General features: G+C 39.1%; 19 protein-coding genes. 6 read left to right on the plus strand and 13 right to left on the minus strand.

The features are described from left to right. Positions 1 to 9: 9 nt before the first annotated feature. From AC570I_RS11655 to AC570I_RS11690, 8 genes are all read right to left on the minus strand, one after another. Positions 10 to 1,242, minus strand: a complete 1,233-nt coding sequence (locus tag AC570I_RS11655) for a cytochrome c oxidase subunit II (RefSeq protein WP_497405563.1) — start codon at positions 1,240 to 1,242, stop codon at positions 10 to 12. A 70-nt stretch (positions 1,243 to 1,312) separates the two neighbouring features. Continuing rightward, complete coding sequence (locus tag AC570I_RS11660; protein ID WP_316801027.1) at positions 1,313 to 2,566, minus strand: quinol:cytochrome C oxidoreductase; 1,254 nt, start codon at positions 2,564 to 2,566, stop codon at positions 1,313 to 1,315. Between the two features lie 15 nt (positions 2,567 to 2,581). Then, entirely contained in the window at positions 2,582 to 3,199 is a 618-nt protein-coding gene (locus AC570I_RS11665; RefSeq protein ID WP_047798869.1) for a c-type cytochrome, read from the minus strand. Beyond that, on the minus strand, positions 3,171 to 3,707 hold the full coding sequence (locus AC570I_RS11670; RefSeq protein WP_047798870.1) for a DUF3341 domain-containing protein: 537 nt from the start codon (positions 3,705 to 3,707) through the stop codon (positions 3,171 to 3,173). Before AC570I_RS11670 ends, AC570I_RS11665 begins: the two co-directional genes overlap by 29 nt. Before the next feature lie 2 nt (positions 3,708 to 3,709). Then, positions 3,710 to 5,182 (minus strand): NrfD/PsrC family molybdoenzyme membrane anchor subunit, encoded by a 1,473-nt coding sequence (gene nrfD, locus AC570I_RS11675; protein ID WP_047798871.1) that lies wholly within the window; start codon positions 5,180 to 5,182, stop codon positions 3,710 to 3,712. A 26-nt stretch (positions 5,183 to 5,208) separates the two neighbouring features. Then, positions 5,209 to 8,250 (minus strand): TAT-variant-translocated molybdopterin oxidoreductase, encoded by a 3,042-nt coding sequence (locus tag AC570I_RS11680; protein ID WP_497405564.1) that lies wholly within the window; start codon positions 8,248 to 8,250, stop codon positions 5,209 to 5,211. A 49-nt stretch (positions 8,251 to 8,299) separates the two neighbouring features. Next, entirely contained in the window at positions 8,300 to 9,592 is a 1,293-nt protein-coding gene (locus AC570I_RS11685; protein WP_497405565.1) for a c-type cytochrome, read from the minus strand. 254 nt (positions 9,593 to 9,846) lie between these two features. Continuing rightward, positions 9,847 to 10,827, minus strand: coding sequence for a deoxyhypusine synthase family protein (locus tag AC570I_RS11690; RefSeq protein ID WP_047798874.1), 981 nt, complete (start codon positions 10,825 to 10,827; stop codon positions 9,847 to 9,849). Positions 10,828 to 10,996: 169 nt separating this feature from the next. On the opposite strand from AC570I_RS11690, the gene AC570I_RS11695 reads away from it, so the two are divergent. Then, entirely contained in the window at positions 10,997 to 12,124 is a 1,128-nt protein-coding gene (locus tag AC570I_RS11695; protein WP_497405566.1) for a BamA/TamA family outer membrane protein, read from the plus strand. A gap of 159 nt (positions 12,125 to 12,283) precedes the next feature. Here AC570I_RS11695 and AC570I_RS11700 read toward each other — a convergent pair whose 3' ends face one another. Next, the gene (locus AC570I_RS11700) at positions 12,284 to 12,943 is read right to left on the minus strand and encodes a DUF1345 domain-containing protein (protein ID WP_497405567.1); all 660 of its coding nucleotides are present in this window, start codon (positions 12,941 to 12,943) and stop codon (positions 12,284 to 12,286) included. Continuing rightward, positions 12,940 to 13,728, minus strand: a complete 789-nt coding sequence (locus AC570I_RS11705; RefSeq protein WP_497405568.1) for an O-methyltransferase — start codon at positions 13,726 to 13,728, stop codon at positions 12,940 to 12,942. The genes AC570I_RS11700 and AC570I_RS11705 overlap by 4 nt, the downstream gene beginning before the upstream one ends. Positions 13,729 to 13,772: 44 nt before the next feature. Between AC570I_RS11705 and AC570I_RS11710 the strand changes: the two genes are divergently transcribed. Beyond that, positions 13,773 to 14,633 (plus strand): transglutaminase-like domain-containing protein, encoded by an 861-nt coding sequence (locus AC570I_RS11710; RefSeq protein ID WP_047798877.1) that lies wholly within the window; start codon positions 13,773 to 13,775, stop codon positions 14,631 to 14,633. Between the two features lie 18 nt (positions 14,634 to 14,651). Continuing rightward, positions 14,652 to 15,764 carry a glycoside hydrolase family 18 protein gene (locus AC570I_RS11715; protein ID WP_497405569.1) on the plus strand — a complete coding sequence of 371 codons (1,113 nt, stop codon included), beginning with the start codon at positions 14,652 to 14,654 and terminating at the stop codon, positions 15,762 to 15,764. On the opposite strand, the gene AC570I_RS11720 is transcribed toward AC570I_RS11715, so the two are convergent. Both AC570I_RS11720 and prfB read right to left on the minus strand, forming a co-directional pair. After that, positions 15,765 to 16,679 carry an alpha/beta hydrolase gene (locus AC570I_RS11720; protein ID WP_497405570.1) on the minus strand — a complete coding sequence of 305 codons (915 nt, stop codon included), beginning with the start codon at positions 16,677 to 16,679 and terminating at the stop codon, positions 15,765 to 15,767. It abuts the gene before it with no gap. Between the two features lie 10 nt (positions 16,680 to 16,689). After that, positions 16,690 to 17,764 (minus strand): peptide chain release factor 2 gene (gene prfB, locus AC570I_RS11725; protein ID WP_497405571.1). Its coding sequence is split into 2 segments (ribosomal slippage): positions 16,690 to 17,703 and positions 17,705 to 17,764, totalling 1,074 coding nucleotides; the frame shifts between segments, so codons are not numbered across the junction. Positions 17,765 to 18,044: 280 nt separating this feature from the next. Between prfB and AC570I_RS11730 the strand changes: the two genes are divergently transcribed. Beyond that, the gene (locus tag AC570I_RS11730) at positions 18,045 to 19,304 is read left to right on the plus strand and encodes a DUF4934 domain-containing protein (RefSeq protein ID WP_497405572.1); all 1,260 of its coding nucleotides are present in this window, start codon (positions 18,045 to 18,047) and stop codon (positions 19,302 to 19,304) included. 10 nt (positions 19,305 to 19,314) lie between these two features. Next, positions 19,315 to 22,152 (plus strand): peptidase associated domain and porin domain-containing protein, encoded by a 2,838-nt coding sequence (locus tag AC570I_RS11735; RefSeq protein ID WP_497405573.1) that lies wholly within the window; start codon positions 19,315 to 19,317, stop codon positions 22,150 to 22,152. 41 nt (positions 22,153 to 22,193) lie between these two features. Here AC570I_RS11735 and AC570I_RS11740 read toward each other — a convergent pair whose 3' ends face one another. After that, entirely contained in the window at positions 22,194 to 23,498 is a 1,305-nt protein-coding gene (locus tag AC570I_RS11740; RefSeq protein ID WP_497405574.1) for an amidohydrolase, read from the minus strand. A gap of 209 nt (positions 23,499 to 23,707) precedes the next feature. Between AC570I_RS11740 and pgi the strand changes: the two genes are divergently transcribed. After that, positions 23,708 to 25,354, plus strand: a complete 1,647-nt coding sequence (gene pgi / locus AC570I_RS11745; protein WP_497405575.1) for a glucose-6-phosphate isomerase — start codon at positions 23,708 to 23,710, stop codon at positions 25,352 to 25,354. The last annotated feature ends 60 nt before the right edge of the window (positions 25,355 to 25,414 follow it).

Here is a 25,414-nt window from a genome sequence, read left to right on the forward strand (position 1 = left end):
TGCTTAATATTATTTATTTAAAGCCATTTGGTTAGTTTTAACAGCAGCCGAATCGGTAGCTGTAGAGTCTGCCTCTGCTTTCACAGCTGCAGGTGCCACTGGCAAATTAAATTGTTTTCTTAAATCATCGTTTAAGTATGTTTTCTGCTCAGCTAACCAGGTTTTATACTCAGCATCAGAAACTACACGCACAACTTTTTGCATGTTGTAGTGACCAGATCCACAAATTTTAGCACAATAAAACAGGTACTTGAAATTAGGATCGTTTGTTTCCTGCTGCATCTCAGCAGTAGTTTTTGTTGGCGTGAACTCAAAGAATGTTCTCATACCAGGAACAGTATTTAACTGCACTCTAAAGTGTGGCATGTAAAAACTGTGAATCACATCCTTACTGGTTAAAATTAACTTAACGGCTTTGTTCACAGGAAGAACTAACTCATCAGCCATTTCATCATCACGTGAATTGATATCTTTAAAATCAATACCTAACGTATTGGTAGCAGTAGTTAACTTATAGTTTTTAGTACCTACAATACCATCAGCTCCAGGATAACGGATTGACCATTTGAATTGCTCAGAAGTAATCTCAATTTGAAGCGGCTTATTGTTTGGATCTTCAACTTTGAAGAAAATTGATCTCCAGGTTAAAAAACCCATCAAAACCAATACCGTTAAAACTAAAGCCGGAACGATAGTCCAGATTTTCTCAATGGTATTGTTATGCGGATAGTAGTAAGCTTTTCTTTTTGCTGAATATTTGTAGATGTAAGCAAATCCAAATAATAAAATGTGAGTAGCAATGAAAACGATAGTGGTAATAATCAATGTGATATTGAACATCTGATCGATCTTCTTACCATGCTCCGAAGCAGCATCAGGTAACAACATTGAACCATGTACCGTATATTCCCAATACACACCATATAAACCCAAAACAAGGAATAATGCAAACAAACTTGCATGTACTCTATTCCAGTTGATCCCAACAGGTTTACCCTGTGCTTCGCGGCTTAACTCATAAACCCTGATGGCTTTCCCAATAATGGCTATGAATAAACATATGGCTAAGAAAATCAATACATAAAAAATGACTGATTTATAAACCTCACCCATATCAACTTTTGTTGCCGCTGCAGCACCCGCTGCTGCCTCTTGCGCTAAAGCGCTGGTACTTGCAAAAACAGTAAGTATTACTGCTAAAGCTGCGGTCGTTTTATTCGTGATAAACTTTCTTAAACTCATTTTCTTAAAAGTAGTACGCCGTACTGCTAATTATAATAATAATAAAATATCTGCCCTATAATACCACCGGCTATAGCTGGTGGTGCAAACTTTCTTGTAATAATGGGTGGTTCTTTGCAATAAGTGGTTTCTTACTTAGTGCGGTCAATACCGTAAAGGTAAACAAACCTACAAATCCTACTGCAGTACCAATTTCGATAAAGCTGAAACCATTAGTTCCTTCTTCTACCGCTCCTGGCATAATCATCTGATAGTAATCAACCCAGTGACCTAATAATACCACGATAGCTACAAATAACAATTTAACATCTTTTCTTTTGTTATCCCTATCCATTAGCAATAATACTGGTGCCAGGAAATTCATTGCAAGGTTTAGGAAAAACCAGAATTTGTAATATTCAAAGCGTTTGTAAAAGTACACAGTTTCTTCCGGCATGTTAGCATAGTAGATCAATAAGAATTGTGCAAACCATACATATGTCCAGAAAATAGAGAAACCAAAAATGAATTGACCAAGGTTGTGCAGGTGGCTATTGTTAACCCATTGCATATAACCGGCTCTTCTTAACAGTATGATGATAATGGCAATAGTAGCTAAAGCACTTACCCACATTGCAGCAAAGTTATACCAGCCAAACATCGTTGAAAACCAGTGAGCCTCTAACGACATGATCGTATCGAAAGCAAAAATTGGCGTAGTAAAACCATAAATTACTAAGAAGATACACGCATTTTTAAAGCTCTTTCTATAAGAATTTAAGCCGCCTGCTAAATCTTCATTGTACGAAAACTTAGTAAACATGATAGCGAAGATGCTATACACCCCCAGGAACAATATCTGACGAGCCAAAAAGAAAGGCTTGTTCAAAAATACTGACTTACCTGCTATAATCGCATCATAGTGCTCAGAACCTTCTTCTGCTAAACCATGAGTAGCCCAGTGTTTGTAAAGATAAGGTACAGTAACGTTCTGACCATGTTCTATAATAGAATGCTCAAAGAACAGACCTGCAGATATGATAGCAACAAGAATAACCGCTGCAATAGGCAAAGTCTTTGCCATGGCTTGTGGTACACGTAGAATTGAAGCAGACCAACCTGCTTGAGCTACAAATTGAACAGCTAAAAAGAACATTCCCGACATACAAACGCATGCAAAATAATATCCCATAAGCAACAGGTTTGCAAAAGTGCGCTCTTGATGGCCACTTAAAAAACCGTAAGCAACAGCAGCAATACCGAAAACGATACCAACTATACTTAAAGTTTTTACTTTACCTGTAAACTCAAACTGTTCACTAAAATTAATATTGTGAGTTCCCATTTATATTCTGCTTTACTATTGTCCTTTTTGTAATTGTTGAACATACATCACCACTTTCCAACGATCTGTCGGATTGATTTGTGACGCATGCGACCCCATGTTATTTACGCCATATGTAATGGTATGATAAATTTTACCAGCGGTAAGATCTGCCATATTTCCACCACGCGATGAAGCGCCCGTTTGATAAGCTGGTACACCGCTAAATTTCTCGATTTTAACTAAGTGGCCTTGTCCATCCCCTTTTTCACCGTGACATGGGCTACAGAAAACAGTAAATAAATGTTTTCCTTGTGCCAGATTAGTTGTATCAACTGGTAAAGGGTTAACCATACTCACACCGGCAGCCTCATAACCCTCTTTGGTATTAGGGTATTCATCATACTCAGTGAAACCTACTGGTTTGGTATTGGCTGGTGGCAACTGTGCAGCATGACCTTTAAAACTAGGTACATGTGCAGTATCCACTGGTTGATCCGGATTCAAAGCGATCGGATCATACATATTTCTGGCATATTCTAAGCCAGTACTGCGTTTATCCTTGCAAGATGATAAACTAGCTGCAAAAGCAATAGCTAAAAACGCAGTATAAACAAATTTATTCTTATTCATAGCTAATGTACTTCCTTTCATTATACTTTACTTCTAAAGCACCGGCATCTTTTAATAAACCATCAATTTCAGTATGCGCTGTATTATCTTTTGCATCGATTGCAATAACAAAACGATCATCAGTCGCACGAAGATCCATTACTCTTGGAGCTCTTCCCGGAAATAAATGTGTAGAAGCATAATAGCTTAACACCATACCGAAAGCACAAAACAATACGGTAAGCTCGAACATTATCGGAATAAAATCCGGCAATGCAAATGATGGCTTACCACCAATGTTAACTCTCCAATCGATTACTGCGCAAAAATAAATTAAAGCAAATGCTGCGCAAGTTCCGGTAATACCAAAGCAAAATGCTGCGATATCGATTCTCGATCTTTTAACTCCTAATTTAGCTTCTATTCCGTGAATAGGCATTGGGGTATATACATCAAAAATACTGATGTTATTCTCCTGAAGCTTTTCGATGCCATGCATCATCTCATCAGGATCACCGAAACTGCCTAAAATATATTTGATATCACTCATTGTTATATTTTTGCGTAATCTTCTTGTTTAACACTATCAAATTTTTCTAAAGATTCTATGTACTCAGCTACATATTCTTTATTCTCATGACCTTCTTTAATCTGCTTCATCTTCGCTTGCTCACTCGCAGATTTCAATAATAATTTAACCTCGGCAATAGCGATGGATGGCAATACTCTTAAGAATAATAAGAATAAAGTAAAGAATAATCCGATTGAACCTACGAATACACTGATATCAACCCACGTTGGATAAAACATTGCCCAACTTGATGGAATATAATCACGGTGTAGTGAAGTAACGATAATTACAAAACGCTCGAACCACATACCAACGTTTACTACGATTGATAAAATCCAGGTAGCTTTAATGCTTAAACGGATCTTCTTGAACCATAACAACTGTGGTGAAATTACGTTACAGGTCATCATCATCCAGTACGACCACCAGTAAGGACCGGTAGATCTGTTGATAAATGCATACTGCTCATATTCTGAACCAGAATACCATGCAATGAAGAACTCTGTTAAATAAGCTACACCTACGATAGATCCGGTTAAGATGATGATTTTATTCATCGACTCAATGTGGAACATGGTGATGTAGTTTTCAAGACCCAAAACTTTACGGGCAACCAATAATAAGGTTAATACCATCGCAAACCCTGAGAAGATCGCTCCTGCCACAAAGTATGGCGGAAAGATCGTTGTATGCCATCCTGGAATTACGGATGTTGCAAAGTCCATTGATACAATTGTGTGTACTGAAAGTACCAGTGGAGTTGAGATACCTGCAAGAATCAGAGACACCGCCTCGAAACGTTGCCATGTTTTAACACTTCCACTCCACCCAAAAGAGAAGATAGAATAGATTTTTCTGCGCGTTCCAACAGCACGGTCGCGGATGGTTGCAATATCCGGCAACAAACCAGTGTACCAGAATAATAATGATACAGAAAAGTAAGTCGAGATGGCAAACATATCCCATACCAGTGGTGAGTTAAAGTTTACCCATAATGAACCAAACTGGTTTGGCAAAGGTAAAACCCAATAAGCTAACCATGGACGGCCCATGTGAGATACTACATACGTCGCTGCACAGATTACGGCGAAAATGGTCATCGCCTCTGCCGAACGGTTAATCGAGTTACGCCAGTTCTGACGGAAAAGTAATAATACCGCTGAAATTAAAGTTCCAGCGTGACCGATACCTACCCACCATACGAAACCGGTGATATCCCAAGCCCATCCTACTGTTTTATTTAAACCCCATGCACCGATACCATTCCAGAAAGTGTAACTTACTGCTACAACCCAAAGTAATGCACCCATAGAGGCTACGATGAAACCAATCCACCAGGCCTTATTCGGCTTGTTCTCTACCGGCATCAAAATATCATCTGTAATTTTTGCATACGTGATATTATCGCCGGTAATTAATGGTTCTCTAAGTATTGATTCGTTATGTCCTGACATAATTTGTATTTTCTTTATACTAAAGCTTACGCTTGTACTGTTGTATCTGTATTTCTAATTTTAGTCATATATCCGATACCTGGTTTCACGTTGATCTCTTCTAAAACGTAATAGATACGCTCAGAACGTAAAGCTTTTGAAACCTCTGAATTAGGATCGTTTGAATCACCAAATATGATGGCATTTGCTGAACAAGCTTCTTGACAAGCCATTTTGATATCGCCATCTTTCAACGGACGTTTCTGCAATTTAGCCTCTAATTTACCAGCCTGGATACGTTGAACACACATCGAGCATTTCTCCATTACACCACGTGAACGGGTAGTAACATCTGGGTTTAAAACCAATTGAGTAAACTCGTTATTCAAATAGTTATCAAAACGTGAATCATTCCAGTAGTTAAACCAGTTGAAACGACGAACTTTGTACGGACAGTTATTCGCGCAGTAACGGGTACCTACACAACGGTTATAAGCCATTTGGTTTAAACCATCTGATGAGTGTACTGTTGCCAATACCGGACAAACTGTTTCACAAGGAGCGTGATCACAGTGCTGACACAACATCGGCTGGTGAACTACAGAAACGTGATCTAAGTCTTCAAGCTTAGCGATTTCTTTTTCTTTAGTTACATCACCCTCTTTAGTCTCATAGCTATAGTAACGGTCAATACGAATCCAGTGCATCTCACGACGACGGCGAACCTCATCACGTCCTACAACAGGAATATTATTCTCAACATTACAAGCAACAACACAAGATCCACAACCAGTACAAGCATTCAAATCGATTGCCATAACCCAGTTGTTACCTGGTTTTTCATATTGATCCCACAGATCGTAATCTTTGTGTTCACCTTTTTCGTTACCTGCAGATGCGTCTTTTAGATAAGCCGCAAAAGTGGCTTCTTTGATTACTGCACGCCCCTCAAATGAGTGGTGAGTTTGTGTTTGAGCAAGCTCATAGTGACCTCCAGTTGGAGTGATCGTTACATTTGTAGCATATTGCATTGTTCCATTTACAAATGAAATGAAAGGAAATGCATTTTTACCTACATCGTTACCAGCCTTACCTACTTTTGTACGGCCGTAACCTAAAGCGATAGAGGCAGTACCTTGTGCCTGTCCTGGCTGAATTAATACCGGAAGATCGATTGAATATCCATTGCCACCTTTAACCGTTACAACATCAAATTCTTTAATTTCCAATTTCTCAGCAAACTTAGGAGCAAGAGCGATATAGTTATCCCAGGTTACTTTAGAAACCGGATCAGGTAACTCTTGTAAAAACGCATTATTAGCATTTTTACCATCACGCATTGGAATGTTTTCGTAAACCTGTAATTCTACCTGGTTACCACCTTTCGCTAAAGCTTTGCTCGAATTCAAAACTGAAGCAGCTACAGCAGTTAATGATAAAGTGAAAGAATAAGCACCTGCAGGTTTGGCTGCAGCTCTAACAACACCTTTCTCTAATACATCATTCCATTTAAGACCTAATGCAGGCAACATTTTGGTTTCCCAGTTGCTGCGTACAAACTGATAGTAATCTTTTACCGGAGCATCAGCCCAAACCAATAAGCTCTCTTCTGCCTGACGGCTATTGAAAACCGGATTAATGGTTGGCTGTACAATTGAATAGTATCCTTCGTAAGCATTTGCATCACCCCACGATTCTAAATAATTGTGGTTAATTGCAATCGCATCACAAAGTGTAGCAGTTTCATCAGCACGGTCTGCAAATGAAATCTTTGCAGGTACTTTAGCCAACGCTTCAGTGAATGCTTTTGTATTCATGAAATCGTAAACCGGATTACTGTTTAAAAATAAAACAGCACCAACTTCTCCACGATTCATTTCAGCAACTAAGCCATTAAATTCAGCATCGTTACCAGCATATAAATAACAAGGATTATCTAAATCGATGGTTGTACCATAGCTACCAATTGCAGCGTTAATGGCATTAACCAGGATTTGAGTAGAAACATCGTTCGAGCCTGAAACCACAAGGGCTTTACCTTTACTTTGAACCAGTTCTTTAGCCGCTAATTTCACTACTTTATCAGCAGTGGTATTGTTTCCTAAAGTTCCGCCAGCTAAAGCCTGACCAGTAATTGCATTATATAACGCAATTAATAACGGTCCCTCTTCAGATAATTTGATCGGCACACGCGTATCTGCGTTTGTACCTGTTAAGCTCATACCACTTTCAAATTGAATGTGGCGGCTCATTTTTTTACCTTCTAACGATTTATAGTTACGGTTAGCAGTATACTGAGAAGTAAATTCCTCACCGCTAATCCAGGTACCTAAGAAATCTGCGCCAACACTTACAATAAGGTCAGCTTTGTCGAAATTATATTTTGGCAATACCGCTTTACCAAAACTATTCTGGTTAGCCTGAATGATTCCTGTATAAGAAACAGCATCGTACTGAACCAGTTTAGCTGCAGGATATTTCGCAATAAACTGAGCTAAAACAGCGTTAGTAGAAGGACTGTTTACTGTTGAAGCAACAATGCGGATCTTTTTACCTCCAGCCTGTGCTTTGGCTAATTCGCCTTTAACAAAGCTGTCGATTTTTGCCCAGGTTGTTTCTTCAACTTGTTCGTTCTTTACAAAAGCTGGTGCTTTTAATTTAGATACATCATATAAATCTAAAACCGAAGCCTGTGCTCTCGCATCAGTACCACAATTAAATTCACCGGCATTTGGATTCGGCTCAATTTTAATCGGACGACCCTCTCTGGTTTTAACTAAAATACTCTGGCCGTTAAAGCTCGAAGTATAATAGTTAGGAATACCTGGTGTTACCTCCTCTGGCTTTACCAGGTAAGGGATAGATTTATGAACAGGGGCTGTTTGACATGCAGCCAAAGTTACTGCACCTAAACCAAAACCTAACGCCTTTAAAAAGTCGCGGCGTGGGGTAACGGTACTTAACCCTGCTTCATTCAAAACATCTTCTATTGGAAGTGGCTCGGCGAATTCGTTTTTGTTATTTTTAACAAAATCGGGTGTATTGTTATACTCCTCTAAGCCTTTCCAGTATTTTTTGTTGCTTTCCATTTAAGCTATATTACTGTTTATTCGAACGTTCTTACTAAACTCTACTCTATTAATAGTGGCACTTACCACATTCTAAACCACCCAATAATGCTGGGGTAATTTTCTCGCCTTTTTTAATCTTCTCATGTGCCTCGATTACCTTAGCATAGAAAGCATTGTTTTTCTGGCCAGAAATATCAGTCTCTTTGTGACAGTTAATACACCATTTCATGGTTAACGGAGAGTATTGATAAATCTCTTCCATTGTATTAACCGGACCGTGACAGGCGAAACATACTGGCTCGGTAGGCTGTAATCCTTTTGCTTTACGGATCGCATCTTCAGCTACAACTACGTGCTGAGAGTGATTGAAGTAAGCAAAATCAGGAAGGTTATGTACACGAACCCACTCCATCGGCTTAGCTTTACTCTGATCATATTTCTGAGTTTCAGGATCGTATCCTAAAGCAGCGTAGATTTTCTTGATCTCAGGAGAAATTTCACCTTCATAATTATCCCTTGCCTGTACAGCTTTGTGACAGTTCATACAAACATTTAACGATGGAATAGTAGCATTCTTAGATTTAAATGCTCCGTTGTGGCAATACTGACAATCAATCTGATTGATACCAGCGTGCAACTCATGAGAGAATTTAATCGGCTGTACTGGCTGATAACCAGTATGAACACCGGTATTCCACATACCCATCCAACCGAATGAACCTAAGCAAATGATCAGACACAAGATGAAGAACATCACGAACTTCTTGTTTTTGAACATTTTACGGATACCTACATTTAAAGGCACATCCTCTTCAATCTCAATACCTTGTTTCTGAAGAATCAAACGTTCAAGCAATTTACTTGCACGACCTAAGATTACCAGAATTACAATTGCAATTAATACAATAGCAACGATACCCGCAATTGATAAACCTGAAGTTTTATCTTCTTTTGGTCCGGCTGCATTTGGATCAGCGGCTTTCTTAGGCTCACCTTCTTTAATGTAAGCTAAGATATCTTTTACTTTCGTTTCGTCAAGCTCAGGGAAAGTAGTCATATCCACTTTACCATTTTCGTTGAACAACTTAACAGCAGCAGGATCACCGGCAGCGATCATTGCTTTGTTATTCGGAATCCACTTTAAAAGAAAATCCTCAGGGTGGCGATCACTTACCCCCGTTAGGGCAGGACCAGTTAACTTAACATCCAATGCATGACACGAAGAACATTTTGCTTTGAAAAGCGTTCTTCCATTAGCAGCATCTTGCGCATTTACGGTTGAAACCGCTATTACGGAAATTGCTGAAAATACGAATAACGACTTCCAAACGCTTTTTAAAATCATCGAGATATCTCTCATAATGAACACTTTATACTTATTTAATTTATTTTTTGTTAGGAAATTGATGATTAAACTGCCATAGCTCCATCAAAACTTGAACAAAAGTATAACTTATTAATAAATCCCATGACAAAATAGTGACTGGAAATACAATTTATAATCATTCTAAACAAATGGCGTTTCAAGCCCGTCAGGCAAGAAAAATGCCCATTTTTGATACAATCTCCAATGGGCATCATATATCCAAAATTTGGAAGATTGGATTTTTACTCTTATTGTTTTAAGATCCAGGCAAACATAAGAGGTGCAACAATTGTCGCATCACTCTCCACAATGAATTTTGGCGTATGAATATCCAGTTTGCCCCAGGTAATTTTTTCATTCGGAACCGCACCAGAGTATGATCCATAAGAAGTGGTTGAATCAGAGATCTGACAGAAATAGCTCCAGAAAGGAATATTCTCCATTTCCATATCCTGATAAAGCATAGGAACAACACAAATAGGGAAATCGCCTGCAATACCTCCACCAATCTGGAAGAAACCAATACCTTTACCCCCGCTGTTCGCAATATACCAGTCAGCTAACCAGCCCATATATTCAATACCACTTTTCATGGTTGTAGCTTTCAGCTCTTTTTTCATCACATAAGAAGCGAAAATGTTTCCCATTGTAGAATCTTCCCATCCAGGTACAACGATTGGCAGATTCTTTTCAGCTGCAGCAAGCATCCATGAATTTTTCGGATCAATTTCATAGTACTGCTCCAGATCTCCGCTTAAAAGCATCTTGTACATAAACTCATGTGGAAAGTATCTTTCTCCGGCATCATCGGCGTCTTTCCAGATCTTATGAATATGTTTCTGCAAACGACGGAAAGCTTCTTCCTCCGGAATACAGGTATCAGTAACACGGTTATAGTGATTCTCCAGAAGATCCCACTCATCCTGTGGACTCAAATCACGATAGTTTGGTACACGCTTATAGTGCGAGTGCGCAACCAGATTCATAATATCCTCTTCAAGGTTTGCACCTGTACAAGAGATTATAGCCACTTTATCCTGGCGGATCATTTCGGCAAGGGAGATTCCCAATTCAGCAGTACTCATTGCACCTGCAAGGGTAATCATCATTTTACCACCTTCGTCTAAATGCGTTTCGTAGCCTTTGGCAGCATCCATCATCGCCGCAGCGTTAAAATGGAGGTAATTACGCTCCATAAACTGAGATATTGGTCCTCTTGTATTGCTCATCTTTTTATTGTTTGCCGCAAAAGTAGCGAATTATGATACGATTTTGAAAACATTGAGGAAATTTTGGAGAAACACCTCGCGCCACATTATAAAATAATTTCAGTTAATTTGCGGCAATGAAGTAACAATATCATTTATCTTCATTACGTATTGAACAAATCATTCACGAATGAAAAAAATTTACCTAATCATATTCTTTATAGCACTTTCGGGAAGCTCATTTGCACAAATAAAGTTGATTAAAAAGCTACTGTCTAATGAAAAGGATACGCTTCGTAAAGCAAGCTTCCTCCCTATCCCTTCTTTCGGGTATGCACAGGAAACCGGATTCCAGTTTGGTGTTGGCGCAATCTTTGGCTTTTATGTCGATCGTAAAGATACCCTTAACCGCCCTTCGTCAATCACCCTGAACCTGAACTATTCTACCAAGAAGGCATATAACATGAGTACCATCCTGGATATCTGGGGGAAAGAAAATAACCTTCACTACATTGGTGAACTCCGGTTTAAACGAATGCCCTTCAATTTTTATGGAGTAGGAAACAGTACACTTGAGGCAAATAAAGACAAACTCATTCAGCAACAATTTAAAGTTTTATTACAGGCCGAGAAACAACTTCTGCCCAAAGCATATTCTGGTATCTCCCTGGGCTTTGAAAATTACGAATACAACGACTTGCAACCAGATGGGATTTTCGGTTCAAACCCTTATTATCAACACAGAAATGGAAGTGTCCTGTATCTGGGGGTTTCTCAGGCCTATGATTCCAGGGACAATAACAATTACACAACCAAAGGTTTTTTCATCAGAGGTACCTATCAATACGCGCCTGATATTTTTTCTGAAGGGAGTTTTACCGGAAGTCAGATCAAATTTGATTTGAGAAATTTCTGGAAACTGAGCAATAAATTCTCCTTTGGCGTACAAGGGCTTTACAATATAATTACAGGCAAAAACACCCCCGTTTACCTCTTACAGCAAATGGGTAACGATGAAATGATGAGAGGTTATTATAACGGGCGCTTCCGTGATAGAAACCTTCTGGTGGCTCAGGGAGAACTACGCTATCGCTACAATACCCGTTTCGGTGCAACGTTGTTTGGAGGAACAGGAACTGTTTGGGGAAATGACCAGTTAACCGCCAAAGGGTTCAAACCCAACTACGGAGCTGGCTTGAGATACTTCTTCGATCCCGAGAAAGGAATAAGTATCCGTCTGGATTATGGAGTAGGTGAAAAAAGAAGCAACGAGCAACGCCAGAGCGGCTTTTACATCAGCATAGCAGAAGCTTTTTAATTTTTTTTGCGCTCATCTTCATTATCCGTTTTATGTTCTGATTGTTTTATTTTTTCATCGCCGAAATCATACCGTACAGATATCCTCAACGATCTGGCGTCATAATATGACAAACATTAAAACATTGACAGTAAGCGACATAAATAGACCAAAGTACAGTTACTTACTCAAACCCGCAAGTGCATTGATGGTGAGTGCCACTATTACAGTATTGAAAACAAATGCAATTAAGCTATGTAGTAAAGAAAGCCGGCGTAACTGCCGTGAAGAGATTTCTACATCCGAAACCTGGAAAGTCATGCCCAGAACAAATGAAAAATAGGCGAAGTCAATGAAATCAGGTTCATCCTCTCCGGGGAAATCCAGACCTTTACCTTTGTCATCATCGCTATCACCATAGTAAAGGTGAGCGTATCGCATACTAAAAGTAGTATGCACCAGAAACCAGGATAAAAACATACCTGAAATTGCTGTTACAAGATCAAGCGCTTTAATGTCTTTATTAATAAGAAGCAATACTACTGCTAGTAATCCGGCAAAAGTAGATACCAGTACAATTGCAAAAATTTCTTCCCTGCTTTCATCCTGCATCCTGGCCTTTAAATGCGTTTCAGAAGATGAAGTATTGAAAAACATATACCAATGAAGAGATATCAGCACAATGCAGAAAAAATCCCAGCCCAGCATAATATGCGTTAGCGTACTCATCTGTAAAGCAAACGATACCCCACAACCCAACATCCCGGCAAAAAGGCTAACCAGCAATATATATAGTGCTGAACGCTTCTGTATACCTTTTAAATGGGCTTTCTCTCTCATTGCTTAAATTTTAGTTTGAAATGTTCTTTCACCTGACCTTTTTTGAAATAAACCAAACCAATCCAGAATAAATCTATCGTGACAGTAACCTGCGAATGACGCTTAATTTCAGCCCAGGCTTCTTTCATACCTTCACTCCAGTAGATATCGTCAAAAATCAGAAGCGAGCTTTCAGTTACCCTTGGCAAACACCATTTAAAATAATTTAAAGTAGCCTCCTTACGATGGTTTCCGTCAATATAAACAAAATCAAGTGATGGCTGTTTTGCAATCACATCGGGTAAAATCAAGTCGAAATTACCCACATGCAATTCGATATTCTCAATACCCATATCATCGAAATTGTTTCTTGCAACACCGGCCGTTTGTGGGCAACCCTCAATACTGATGACTTCGGCACCAGGACATGCCTTAGCCAAATATGAAGTGGTAATTCCAAGGCAGGTCCCCAATTCAATTACAGTTTTAGGATTGGTATTTTTAGCTAAACGATATATTAACTTGGCTAATCGTGGACTTTTCAACGCATTCTTGGCAATTTCACTTACTTTTTTAGTCCTGTTCTTATTTAAATGCGAACCTGCACCTAAATCGGTGACAGTGATGGAAGAATCGTCATTAAAAAGTTTTTTTCGCTGTTCCTCAATATTTTTATATTCAGATTTATCGCTAAAATCGTAAATTACCTCATCAGCTAACTTATAAACAAATGGCGAATGCGTCCCGTGACGGGTTTTAGCTGTCAAACGGTGTTTAAGATAATCTGTAATAAATTGAAGTAGCATAATATTGCAAAAGTAAACAAACACCGCAAACGTATGTATCTTTTATGGAAAATATCTCGGAGATTAGTGCTTTAGTAAAATTGTTGGATGATCCTGATGAGGAAGTTTACCAACATGTAGAAAAAAAATTAATGGAATATGGTGGTGAGGTAATCCATTATCTTGAAAACGCCTGGGAACAATCATTCGACGGATTATTGCAGGAACGTATTGAAAATATCGTACATCAGATCCAGTTCAATACCGTTAAAGAAGACCTGAATCTATGGTACCTGAGCGGAGCATTCGATCTGCTCCAGGGCGCTTTAATTATCAACCGCTATCAATACCCAGATCTCGACGAACAAAAGGTCATCAATCAGATAGAGGAAATCAAAAGAGATATCTGGTTGGGATTGCAATATGAAATGAGTTCAGTAGAAAAAGTAAAACTCATCAACCATATTCTTTACCAGCAATATGGCTTTGGCGGGAATACAAAAAATCATCACGACCCTCAAAATTCCTACCTGAGTCAGGTGCTTGAAAGCAAAAAAGGAAATCAGATATCGCTTGCCATCATCTATTCTACCCTTGCTCAAAAACTTGATTTACCCATCTATGGCATTAACTTGCCACAGCATTTTATTTTGGGTTTTATTGATGAAAGCAAGCAAGACGCTACAGAATATGGTGTCCTTTTTTACATTAACGCCTTTAACAAAGGAAATATATTTGGAAAGCATGATGTTGATCAGTTTTTGCGTCAGCTCAACTTAGAGTCTCAGCAAGAGTATTACCGACCTTGTAGCAATACCGACATTATCCGAAGGGTAATCAGGAACCTCATCTCCGCTTATGAAAGTGCAGGAGCAACCGATAAAGTTGCCGAACTAAATGAATTACAAACTATACTTTCCGAATAACCCATAACAAGCCGTTTCATGAAATTTAACAAAAACGTTTGCAGCATGATGCTGATTGCACTCACCATGTTTGTATTCCAAAATAACATGCATGCGCAAACGACCAGCAAGACCAATGTCATTGCATATTATACGGGAAACGGAACAGTTTTAGAAAATTACCCCATAGAAAAGATCACTCACCTGATTTATAGCTTTGGCCATCTCAAAGGCGATAGTATGTTCATCCATAACGCCAAAGATTCTGCGTTGATTGCAAACATGGTCGCCCTCAAGAAACGTAATCCTGAATTGAAAGTAATGCTCGCTATGGGTGGCTGGAGTGCCTGCCCCAACTGCTCTGAAGTTTTTAGCAGGGCAGATGGACGTAAAACATTTGCCAGAACAACCAAATCATTGCTCAATTATTTTCATGCCGATGGTATTGATATTGACTGGGAGTACCCGGCCGTATTAGGATATCCCGGGCATAAATATGCTCAAAGCGACAAACAACATTTTACAGTGCTAATTAAAGAACTGCGCAGAACATTGGGTAAAAAAGCAGAAATCAGCTTTGCTGCAGGGGGGACCAAAAACTGCCTCGACTCATGCTTCGAATGGAAAAAAGTAATGCCGCTTGTTAATCGCGTAAATTTGATGAGCTATGATTTGGTCGGTGGGTATGCTACAACCAGCGGACACCATACTCCCCTGTTTTCAACTGATAAACAAGAGCTATCTGCCGATTATGCTATTAAAGAAATGCTCAGATATGGTGTTCCCGCAGACAAAATTGCTTTGGGCGCAGCGTTTTATGCAAGAGTTTTTGAAAATACTGCAGATGCGAACCAGGGCTTGTATCAGCCTACAAAGTTTCTTCACGGTATATCTTCGAGAGATTATAAAAAAACATTAACTGCGGAAAATGGCTATACCTATTATTGGGATGATCTGGCTAAAGCACCCTATTACTACAATTCTGCGACTAAACAGCTGGTCACATTCGACGACGCAAAATCAATCGCATTGAAAACCAGATATGTTGTCGATCATAACCTAAATGGCATCATGTTCTGGGAACTTAACGACGACCCTTATACAGATGGCTTACTCGATGTGATTGACCAATCGGTAAAACAAATGAAATAACTAAAATTTTTCCTTCTTTAACCAGGCTGCTAATAAGTTAAACCAATCAACATCGGAAGTTTTATTGATTAAACCGAAACCGTGACCTCCTTTTTCATAAAGATAAACCTCCGTATCGATACCCTCAGCTTTCAAGGCATCACTCATTAAAATGCTATTGGCGTATGGAACAGTTGCATCATCTTTAGCATGTACAAAGAAGGTTGGAGGTGTCTTTTTATTTACGTTTTTGTTAGCAGAAAAATAATGTTTCAAACTATCGGCAGGTGCTGAGCCCAAAAGGTTCTTCATAGTGCCCGTATGTACCGACTTTTCAAAACTGATTACAGGATAAATAAGTGCCCCAAAATCAGGCCTAAGACTAATTTTCTCAGGGTTACTAATCTTTAAATTACTATAATGTGCAATTAACGTTGATGCAAAATGACCACCTGCAGAAAAACCGAGGATACCAACTCTATTTTTTTTAATGCCGTATTTTTTAGCATACTTCCTAACCAGATATATAGCCTGCTCAGCGTCCTGCAAAGGTCCGTAAGCTTTATCAACCATAATCTGATCGCTCGGCAAACGGTACTTAAATACAAAGGCCGTAACACCAATGGCATTAAATCTCTTAGCCACATCAATACCTTCGTGACTGAATGCCAGGGCGCCATATCCCCCACCCGGACAAATAATTACTGCCGTACCGGTTGCAATGTCTTTAGGGGCCTCATAAACAGTTAAGGTAGGTACAGAAACTTTGGTAATACTCAAAGTACCGTTGGTTCTTACCTCAATTTTCTCCACATATTCAGCCGGTGTAGGCTTTGAGCCAGGTATTTCGCCGGTGTAAAGCGGAATAATTTCCTGCGCATTTGAAATTGTTACCCCCATACAAAACAGGATTAAAAGCAGAGCTGATTTTTTCATTTTTAAACAATTAAAACTCCATTAAATAGGCCTTCAGAAACTCATTGATATCTCCGTTTAAAACGGCATCCGGATTTGAAGTCTGATGATTGGTACGATGGTCTTTAACCCTTCTGTCATCTAAAACATAGCTCCTGATTTGGGAGCCCCATTCAATTTTCTTCTTGCTTCCTTCTATCGCGGCCGATGCTTCCATACGCTTACGAATCTCAATCTCATATAACTGCGATTTTAGCAAACGGATGGCGTTTTCCTTATTCTGAAGTTGTGATCTCGACTCCTGATTTTTGATAATGATGCCCGAAGGTTTGTGATATAAACGAACTGCAGTTTCAACCTTATTTACGTTCTGCCCGCCAGCACCACCAGCCCTGAAGGTTTCGAATTCAATATCCGCCGGATTAACATCTATTTCAATTGTATCATCAACTAAAGGATAAACATAAACCGACGCAAAAGAAGTATGTCTGCGATTATTACTATCGAATGGTGAAATACGAACTAAACGATGAACACCGTTTTCTCCTTTTAAATAGCCATAAGCAAAATCGCCTTTTATTTCGATGGTTACCGATTTTATTCCGGCTACATCACCTTCAGCATAATCCTGCTCAGTAATCTTATAACTGTTCTTCTCAGCCCACATTAAATACATCCGCAATAGCATACTGGCCCAGTCACAACTCTCGGTCCCCCCCGCCCCTGCCGTAATCTGCATTACCGCCGGAAGCTGGTCTTCTTTGTTTCGAAGCATGTTTTTCAGTTCCAGTTCTTCTACCGACGTTTTGCTGGTATCAAACTGTTCCTGCAGTTCTGCTTCTGAAGCATCACCCGACTGAAAAAAATCATACATCACAACCACATCTTCTACGGCATTGTGCGCAGCATTGTAGCCATCAGTCCATTTCTTCTTGGTACTGATTTCGGCAAGTATTTTTTCTGCTTTCTTCGGATCGTCCCAGAAATCGGGCGCCATGGTTAATTTTTCTTCTTCGCGGATGGCGTAAAGTAGCTCATCAACGTCAAAGATACCTCCTCAGAGACGTTACCCTGTCTCTTAAATCCTGAACTTGTTCTTTGGTCATTCAACAAATATAGTATAATGCGATATTGAAATTATCAAACAGGCAAAACTAAATTCATTTCAACCAGAGAAAGTCCCAAATTATTCATTTTAAAAAGCTTAAAAATTACAAGCTGTTAAATTTTGTTAAAACCAAAATTTAACAGATAAATACAATTTTAATTCACTAATTTTCAGAACCATTTCATCAGATCAGACAAATTACAATTTTATTATTTCAACATTTTATCAGATAATATCTGAAAAAGGGCAACGGTACTAAAACGTTTTAAATACTAGTCATGCTAAATAAACTACTCTCTATTCTCCTCGGGTACCTGCTGTGCTGTGCGGCTGCCTGGGCACAAACCACTAAAATTGACAGCTCGGAAATGGTAACCCTACGCATCGATCCGGAAGCATCACGCGGTGCCACAGTTTCACAGGTATTTAGTGAAGTAAAATTCATACCCCTCGAAACCACAAAGGAAAGCTTATTTGGGTCGATAAACCAGCTTAAACTAACCAAAGATTGTTACATCATCTATGATTACGATACCAAATCTGTGCTCATATTTTATAAAGATGGAAAATTCAGGGCAAAGGTAAACAGCAGTAAAATGGATGCCGATGCTGATGAAAAAGAAAAACAAGTATTCTATGGCTTCAACCTCATTAAACATAATGATGATTTCATGATTAGGATATCTTCAGGGAAAAATCAGTTCTTTTTCGATCTGGATGGGAAACTTCTCAAAAAAAGTCCGGTAAACCGCGATAAAGAAATAGAAGATAGATACATCAGATACGCAGACAGCACAACGATAATTGCTCCCTATTATATTTCCACAAAGGATAAGGATAGTACAAATTATAATTTGGCTATCCTAAATAAAGATAAAGAAATAGCCCTGTATTTTCCTTTCGCAAAAGATAGCTATAAAACCGAACAGTTTATCGGATCAGGAAATCCCATTACCGATTCTGGTATTCCAAATGAGTTGCTGTACATTAACTATTATGACTACAGTATATATAAAATTAAACCCAAAGCCTTGTCTTTAGCTTACAGGATTATTTTCCCCGCCAGTATTTCTATCCCCTCTAATTTTATGGCCATTCCAGAATACAAAAATAAAAGGGTCGAATATTTCGAAAAAAACAAAGATCAGGTATATGGGTTAAGCAATGCCTATATCATCGGCGATAACCTTTACTTCAAAGCCAACAGCTGGGGCTTTAGTCAGGATAAAAAAAACTCACTTATTTATAATCTTAAAACAGGTGATTTAACCTCCATAAAAAATATAGAGCCCGATTCGCTCTCACAATTCCTTCCGGTTACCGATAGCGGATCTTACTATGATTTTGCAAATTATGGTTTCCATACCTTCGATAACGGATATTTTTATACCAGCTACTCTTCCTTAGCCTTATTTTCCTTTAAAGATTTAAATGCCGGAAAAAACAGAACTTACAACCCGGTGTTGACCAAATATTTTGAAACCCAGAACAAAAAAAGCAATCCCGTAATCATCCAGCTAAAGCCAAAACAAAATTAACTCCCCTCTCATGCTCAACTTTTTCAAGCTACTTACCTTCATCACCTTGCTGGTAATCGCAAAACCTATGTTTGGCCAGCAAAGCAAACCCACCTTACCCGGTTCAACCAAAGGGATAATTCGCGACACTACCCATAATTATGCCCTAAAATCGGCTACGGTTTCAATCTACAAAGCTGCCGATAGTAGTCTGATTAGCTATCAGATCAGCAATAATTATGGTGAGTTTAGTTTTAAAAACCTGCCCGTAGGCACTTCGTTACAACTGGAAGTAAGTCACGTAAGCTATCAAACCCTGCGTAAAAAATTCAGCATTCCCACTGATAAGAATTTTATCGATCTGCAAACACTTATTATTAACCCGAAGGACATTAGCTTGCAGGAAGTAACGGTGACGGTACCTCCCATCAGAATGAACGGTGATACCCTGGAATTCAATGCCGCGGCATTTAAACTGGACAGTAATGCAGTGGTGGAAGACTTATTGAGAAAAATACCCAATATCACCCTTTGGGGCGATGGTCAGATTACAGTTAATGGAAGGGAAGTAAAAAGCGTCCTGGTAAACGGCAAATCATTTTTTGGGGGCGATGCTAAGGTGGCCACCCAAAATATCGCTAAAAATGCACTTGATAAAATTCAGGTCTACAATACGGTAAAAGATAAAAACAACCCTTTGGACTCTACCCTAACCATGAATCTGAAGCTTAAAAAAGGTAAAGACGTAGGCTATTTCGGCAAAATTGGCATTGGATACGGTACCGGTAAACGTTATGAAGCCGATGTTAGCTTTAATGTTTTTAGTCCTAAAATGCAACTGGCCATAGTCGGGGCCGGCAACAATATCAACAAATCACTAAATAGCATAAGGCAGTTAACTTTGAACAGCACTTTTAAAGGGGTCGGCACCAACGTAGAATATCAACCCGACTTCAGGGCTGATGGTATTAACCAGCCCACCGCTACCGGAGTGGCATTTACCTACAATTTTGTTGAAAAACCAACATGGGAAAATAAGAATACTTTAAACGCCAACTACTTTCTGCAAAACAAAGATACCGATTACCTTACCGATGCTTTAACAACAACTTCGGTAAGCGAAAATGAAAAGGTTTTTGAAAAATGGAGTAACAAAACAACCTCAAGCAGCATTAACCAGAAGTTTGACTCAGACTATGAATGGATCAGGAAAAACAACTCATTAAAAATTAACCAGGCACTGACAACCAATAATGGAAACTCTGATAACGAAATTTTCAGAAATGCCACCAACAACCAGGGTGTTGTAACCAGTACAAATAATACCATTTCATCAAACGATTATCAAAATTCGAACTTTAACTTTCAGGCAAACTACCGCCACAGCCAAAACTACATGAAGCCCAAACAACTCATCAAGGGTTTCAATGCAAATTATAATCTGGCCATTTCTAATAGTGAAAACAACGGGCTAAACATCACCGATTTTAAGTCTTTTATCAGTACTGTGGCCAATCAGAATTTTAACAGAAAGTATCAAACAAAAAACAATAAAATTGACCAACAGCTAAACCTGGAGTTTCTCGATCTCAGATCAATGCTTTTCGGTAAAAATAAATTATGGAATATCGAATTGGCCCTAAACAATGAGATAAACTTTTCCAATACAAAAGACAATAACCATGTGCAGGATTTAAATACCGGTACTAACAATTATGAAGTAAACCAATACCTGAGCAATAAAATCAATACAAACTACATTGACGATGCTATGGGCTTTAGTGTAAGCAAGTCCTTTTACAAATCACTTTCAAACCGCTTCTACAAAAACCTGTCCATCAGGATTACCCCAAAACAAAAGTTCGTTTATCAGGATAACCAGTCGGACCGTTCCATACAAAACATTAAAAGAAACTACAGCCAGTTTGTTCCCGAAGCCAATGTTAGTTACAGTGATAGCCAATACGGAGAATACTATAGAAATTACAGTATCAGTTTCAATACAAATATGCGAATCCCAACCATCAACCAGTTAGCACCTTTAGTTGATAGCACCAACCTCTACAGTGTGCAGCGTGGAAACGTAAATTTAAAGCCAGGTGTTGAAAGAACAATTGCTTTTAACTTCAATCATTATGACCAAACCAATAAAAACACCTTAAACTATAACCTGAATATCCGTGCGGGTATGATAGAAGATAATATCATCGACAGCACTTTTATTGATAACCTCAATAGGAGAAGTATTTTCCTTACTAATGCAGATGGTAACAAATACATCTACCTTGGTGGTAACATCAGAAAAGCTTATAAATTCAAAACTTCCGAAATCCAGTTCGAATTAGCATCATATGTCAATTCGACTAAAAATCCCGAATACATTAACACCGCTTTCACTTATTCAAGTAATTTAAATACAAATTCCTCATTAGGATTAACCTATACCTATAAAGCTTATCTTGCCCTGGATTTTAAGCAAACCTACGGCACTTATAGATCCAAACAAGAAGCCTTTAATACAAAATATAGCGGAAAGAACCTGGCAACAACATTTAGCTCCAGCTATAACATCACTAAGAAATTAACCCTGAACAGTAATATTACATTCAATAAAAGCACCTCACAAAATGCTGCAGATATAAATTTTGCAATCTGGAATGCCAGTGCCATCTACCGCTTCTTGAAGGGCAATAATGCAGAGTTTAAAATGTCTGCATTAGATTTATTGCACCAAAACACCAATATCCTAAATTATGGAAGTTCTAACAGCTTTACTTTAGGAACACAGAATGTGCTGCAACAGTATTTTATGACAACCCTGTCATACTATCCCCGACAGTTTGGAAAGAAATCTCAGGTTAAAAAATAATGAAACATAAATGGCTGAATTTTCGGTTCAGCCATTCATGTTTATTTTTTCATGGTCATGTAGTCTAGCGTTAAATTTGACAGCAACTTCACCCCCAGAACAAAACCACTTTCATCCAGATAGAAATCTGGCGTGTGATGCGAAGGTGCCTTCAATGGATCTTTGCCCTTTGGCATACCTCCTAAAAACACAAACAAACCAGGTACCTTTTCCTGAAAAAATGAAAAATCTTCGGCACCTGTTACCGGTGGCCTTAGCAGCACGTGGTCTTTACCAGCAGTGGCCTGCATGCTGGGCAACATTTTTTCGGTTAGCGCTACATTGTTAAAAGTTACTGGGTAATGGTTGCTATATGGGATTTTCACTTCAGCAGTTCCGCCTCCAGCCTCGGCCGTTTTCATCGCAATCGTTTTAATGCGTTCGATAAACATCGCTTCATCTTCTTTACTGAAGTTGCGTACAGTACCCAACATTTCCACTTTTTCTGGAATAATATTAGAACGGACACCACCGTTAATGGCGCCTATGGTTACCACACCCGGATTTTCGGTTACATTTAAATTCCGGCTCACAATGGTCTGTAAATTGTTAATAATCTGCGCAGAAATTACAACTGGATCAATACTGCTCCAGGGGTATGCACCATGGGCCTGACGACCGGTAACCGTTATTTTCATGTCGTTAACAGCCGCCATCGTGCCGCCCGGCCTGTAGGTAACATTGCCAACCTCGGTTTGCGAATTGATGTGAAGGCCAAAAATAGCCTCAACTTTCGGATTCTCCAGTACGCCTTCCTTAATCATCAAAGCTGCACCACCTTCTTCACCGGCAGGTACACCTTCTTCAGCAGGCTGAAAAATGAATTTCACCGTACCCGGAATATCCTTTTGCATAGCTGCCAGAACTTCGGCAACTCCCATCAGTATCGCTACGTGACTGTCGTGGCCACACGCATGCATTACCCCAACTTCCTGGCCGTTGTATTGCGTTTTTACTTTTGATGCAAATGGAATATTCACCCTTTCGCTTACTGGCAAACCGTCCATATCTGCTCTAAGAGCAACCACAGGACCTGGCTTACCACCCTTCAAAACCCCAACAACGCCAGTTTTGGCTACGCCCGTACTTACTGTAATACCTAGAGATGCGAGGTGTTTTGCTATAATCCCTGCCGTTCTTACTTCCTGGTTGCCCAATTCGGGGTGTTCATGAAAATCCCTGCGCCAGGAGATTACCTTGTGTTCAATGGCGTCGGCTTTTTTTGCAACCTGTACATTTAAAGGCGATTTTTGAGCAAATGTGCTGAATGATAAAAGGCTAAAGCCGAATAAGTATATTTTTTTCATGAAAGAAGGGTTTAGGTTAAGGATGCTCTAAACTAATCATTTAAAAGTTTTTAAAAAAAGAAGTCGATAACTTTAATAGTCTTCTAACTTAAACCCGGACAACCTGCAAAAACCATTTTTCCCTGCATTAAAATTTGTTAATGTTTTTTGAACATTAAAAAGACCATTTTAAATTTTTGCTTTATTACTTTTACAAAAAAAGAAAGATTATGTTACCTAAAATAAATTTCACAGAAACTGAGGCATATAAATACTTAGCCGACCATTTTATCGATATCAATCAGAAAAGCATCAAAGATCTTTTTGCCGAGGATGCAGATCGTTACAACAAGTTTTCTGTTTTTTTTGAAGACATTTTATTAGACTATAGCAAAAACCGCATCAGCGATGAAACACTTGCTTTATTGATCCAATTGGCTCGGGAATGCAAACTTGATGAAGCCATCGAATCAATGTACGCAGGCGATAAAATCAATGAAACGGAAGACCGTTCAGTACTCCACATTGCATTAAGGAACCTGAGCAACACACCAATATTAGTCGATGGTAAAGATGTGATGCCTGAAGTAAACGCGGTGCTTGCTAAAATGGAGAAGTTCAGCAACAGCATTATCAGCGGCGAATGGAAGGGTTACACGGGTAAAGCCATTACGGATATCGTTAACATTGGCATAGGTGGTTCCGATCTGGGCCCGGTAATGGTTACTGAAGCTTTAAAGCATTATAAAAATCATTTAAATATCCATTTTGTTTCAAATATCGATGGTACCCATATTGCTGAAACACTATCAGAATTAAACGCCGAAACAACACTGTTTTTGGTAGCATCAAAAACCTTCACTACCCAGGAAACCATGACAAACGCACATTCTGCACGTTCCTGGTTCCTGGAAAAAGGTGGTAAAGAACAGGATATTGCAAAACATTTTGCTGCATTATCTACAAATGCTAAAGATGTTTCGACTTTTGGCATCGACACCGAAAATATGTTTGAATTCTGGGATTGGGTTGGTGGCCGCTACTCACTGTGGAGCGCCATTGGTCTTTCAATCTCATTAAGCATCGGTTTTGATAATTTCAAACAACTACTGGCAGGCGCCCATGCTACCGACAATCATTTTAAAACAGCAGAATTCGAAACTAACATCCCGGTAATCCTCGGATTATTAGGTGTTTGGTACATCAACTTTTATAACGCGGAAACACAGGTAATTTTACCTTACGATCAATACCTGCACCGCTTTTCAGCCTATTTTCAACAAGGCGACATGGAAAGTAATGGCAAGCATGTAGATCGCAACGGAAATGAGGTTGACTACGAAACAGGTCCGATCATCTGGGGTGAGCCCGGAACGAATGGCCAACACGCCTTCTATCAGCTCATTCACCAGGGCACCAGAATTATCCCTGCAGATTTTATCGCCCCTGCACAGAGCTTAAACCCTTTAGGTGATCACCATCCCATACTGCTCTCTAACTTCTTCGCACAAACCGAAGCATTGATGAACGGCAAAACAAAAGAAGAAGTAACTGCCGAACTGGAGAAAGAAGGTAAGTCCGAGGATGAAATTAAAACAATTGCACCTTTCAAAGTATTTGAAGGCAATCGTCCAACCAACTCCATTTTATTGAAAAAGATTACGCCGTACTCTTTAGGAAGCCTGGTCGCCATGTATGAACACAAAATCTTTGTTCAGGGCGTTATCTGGAACATCTTCAGCTTCGACCAGTGGGGGGTGGAACTGGGTAAACAGCTGGCTAAAAAGATTCTGCCTGAATTAGCAGGCGAGGATAAAGTATCCAGTCATGATAGTTCTACAAACGGCTTAATTAATCAATATAAAGCCTGGAGATAAAAATTCCTTCAAAAGCGGGTATAATTACTCGCTTTTTTTATTTAAAACCCTTATTTTAGC

It is taken from the genome of Pedobacter sp. A2324, from assembly GCF_059693705.1.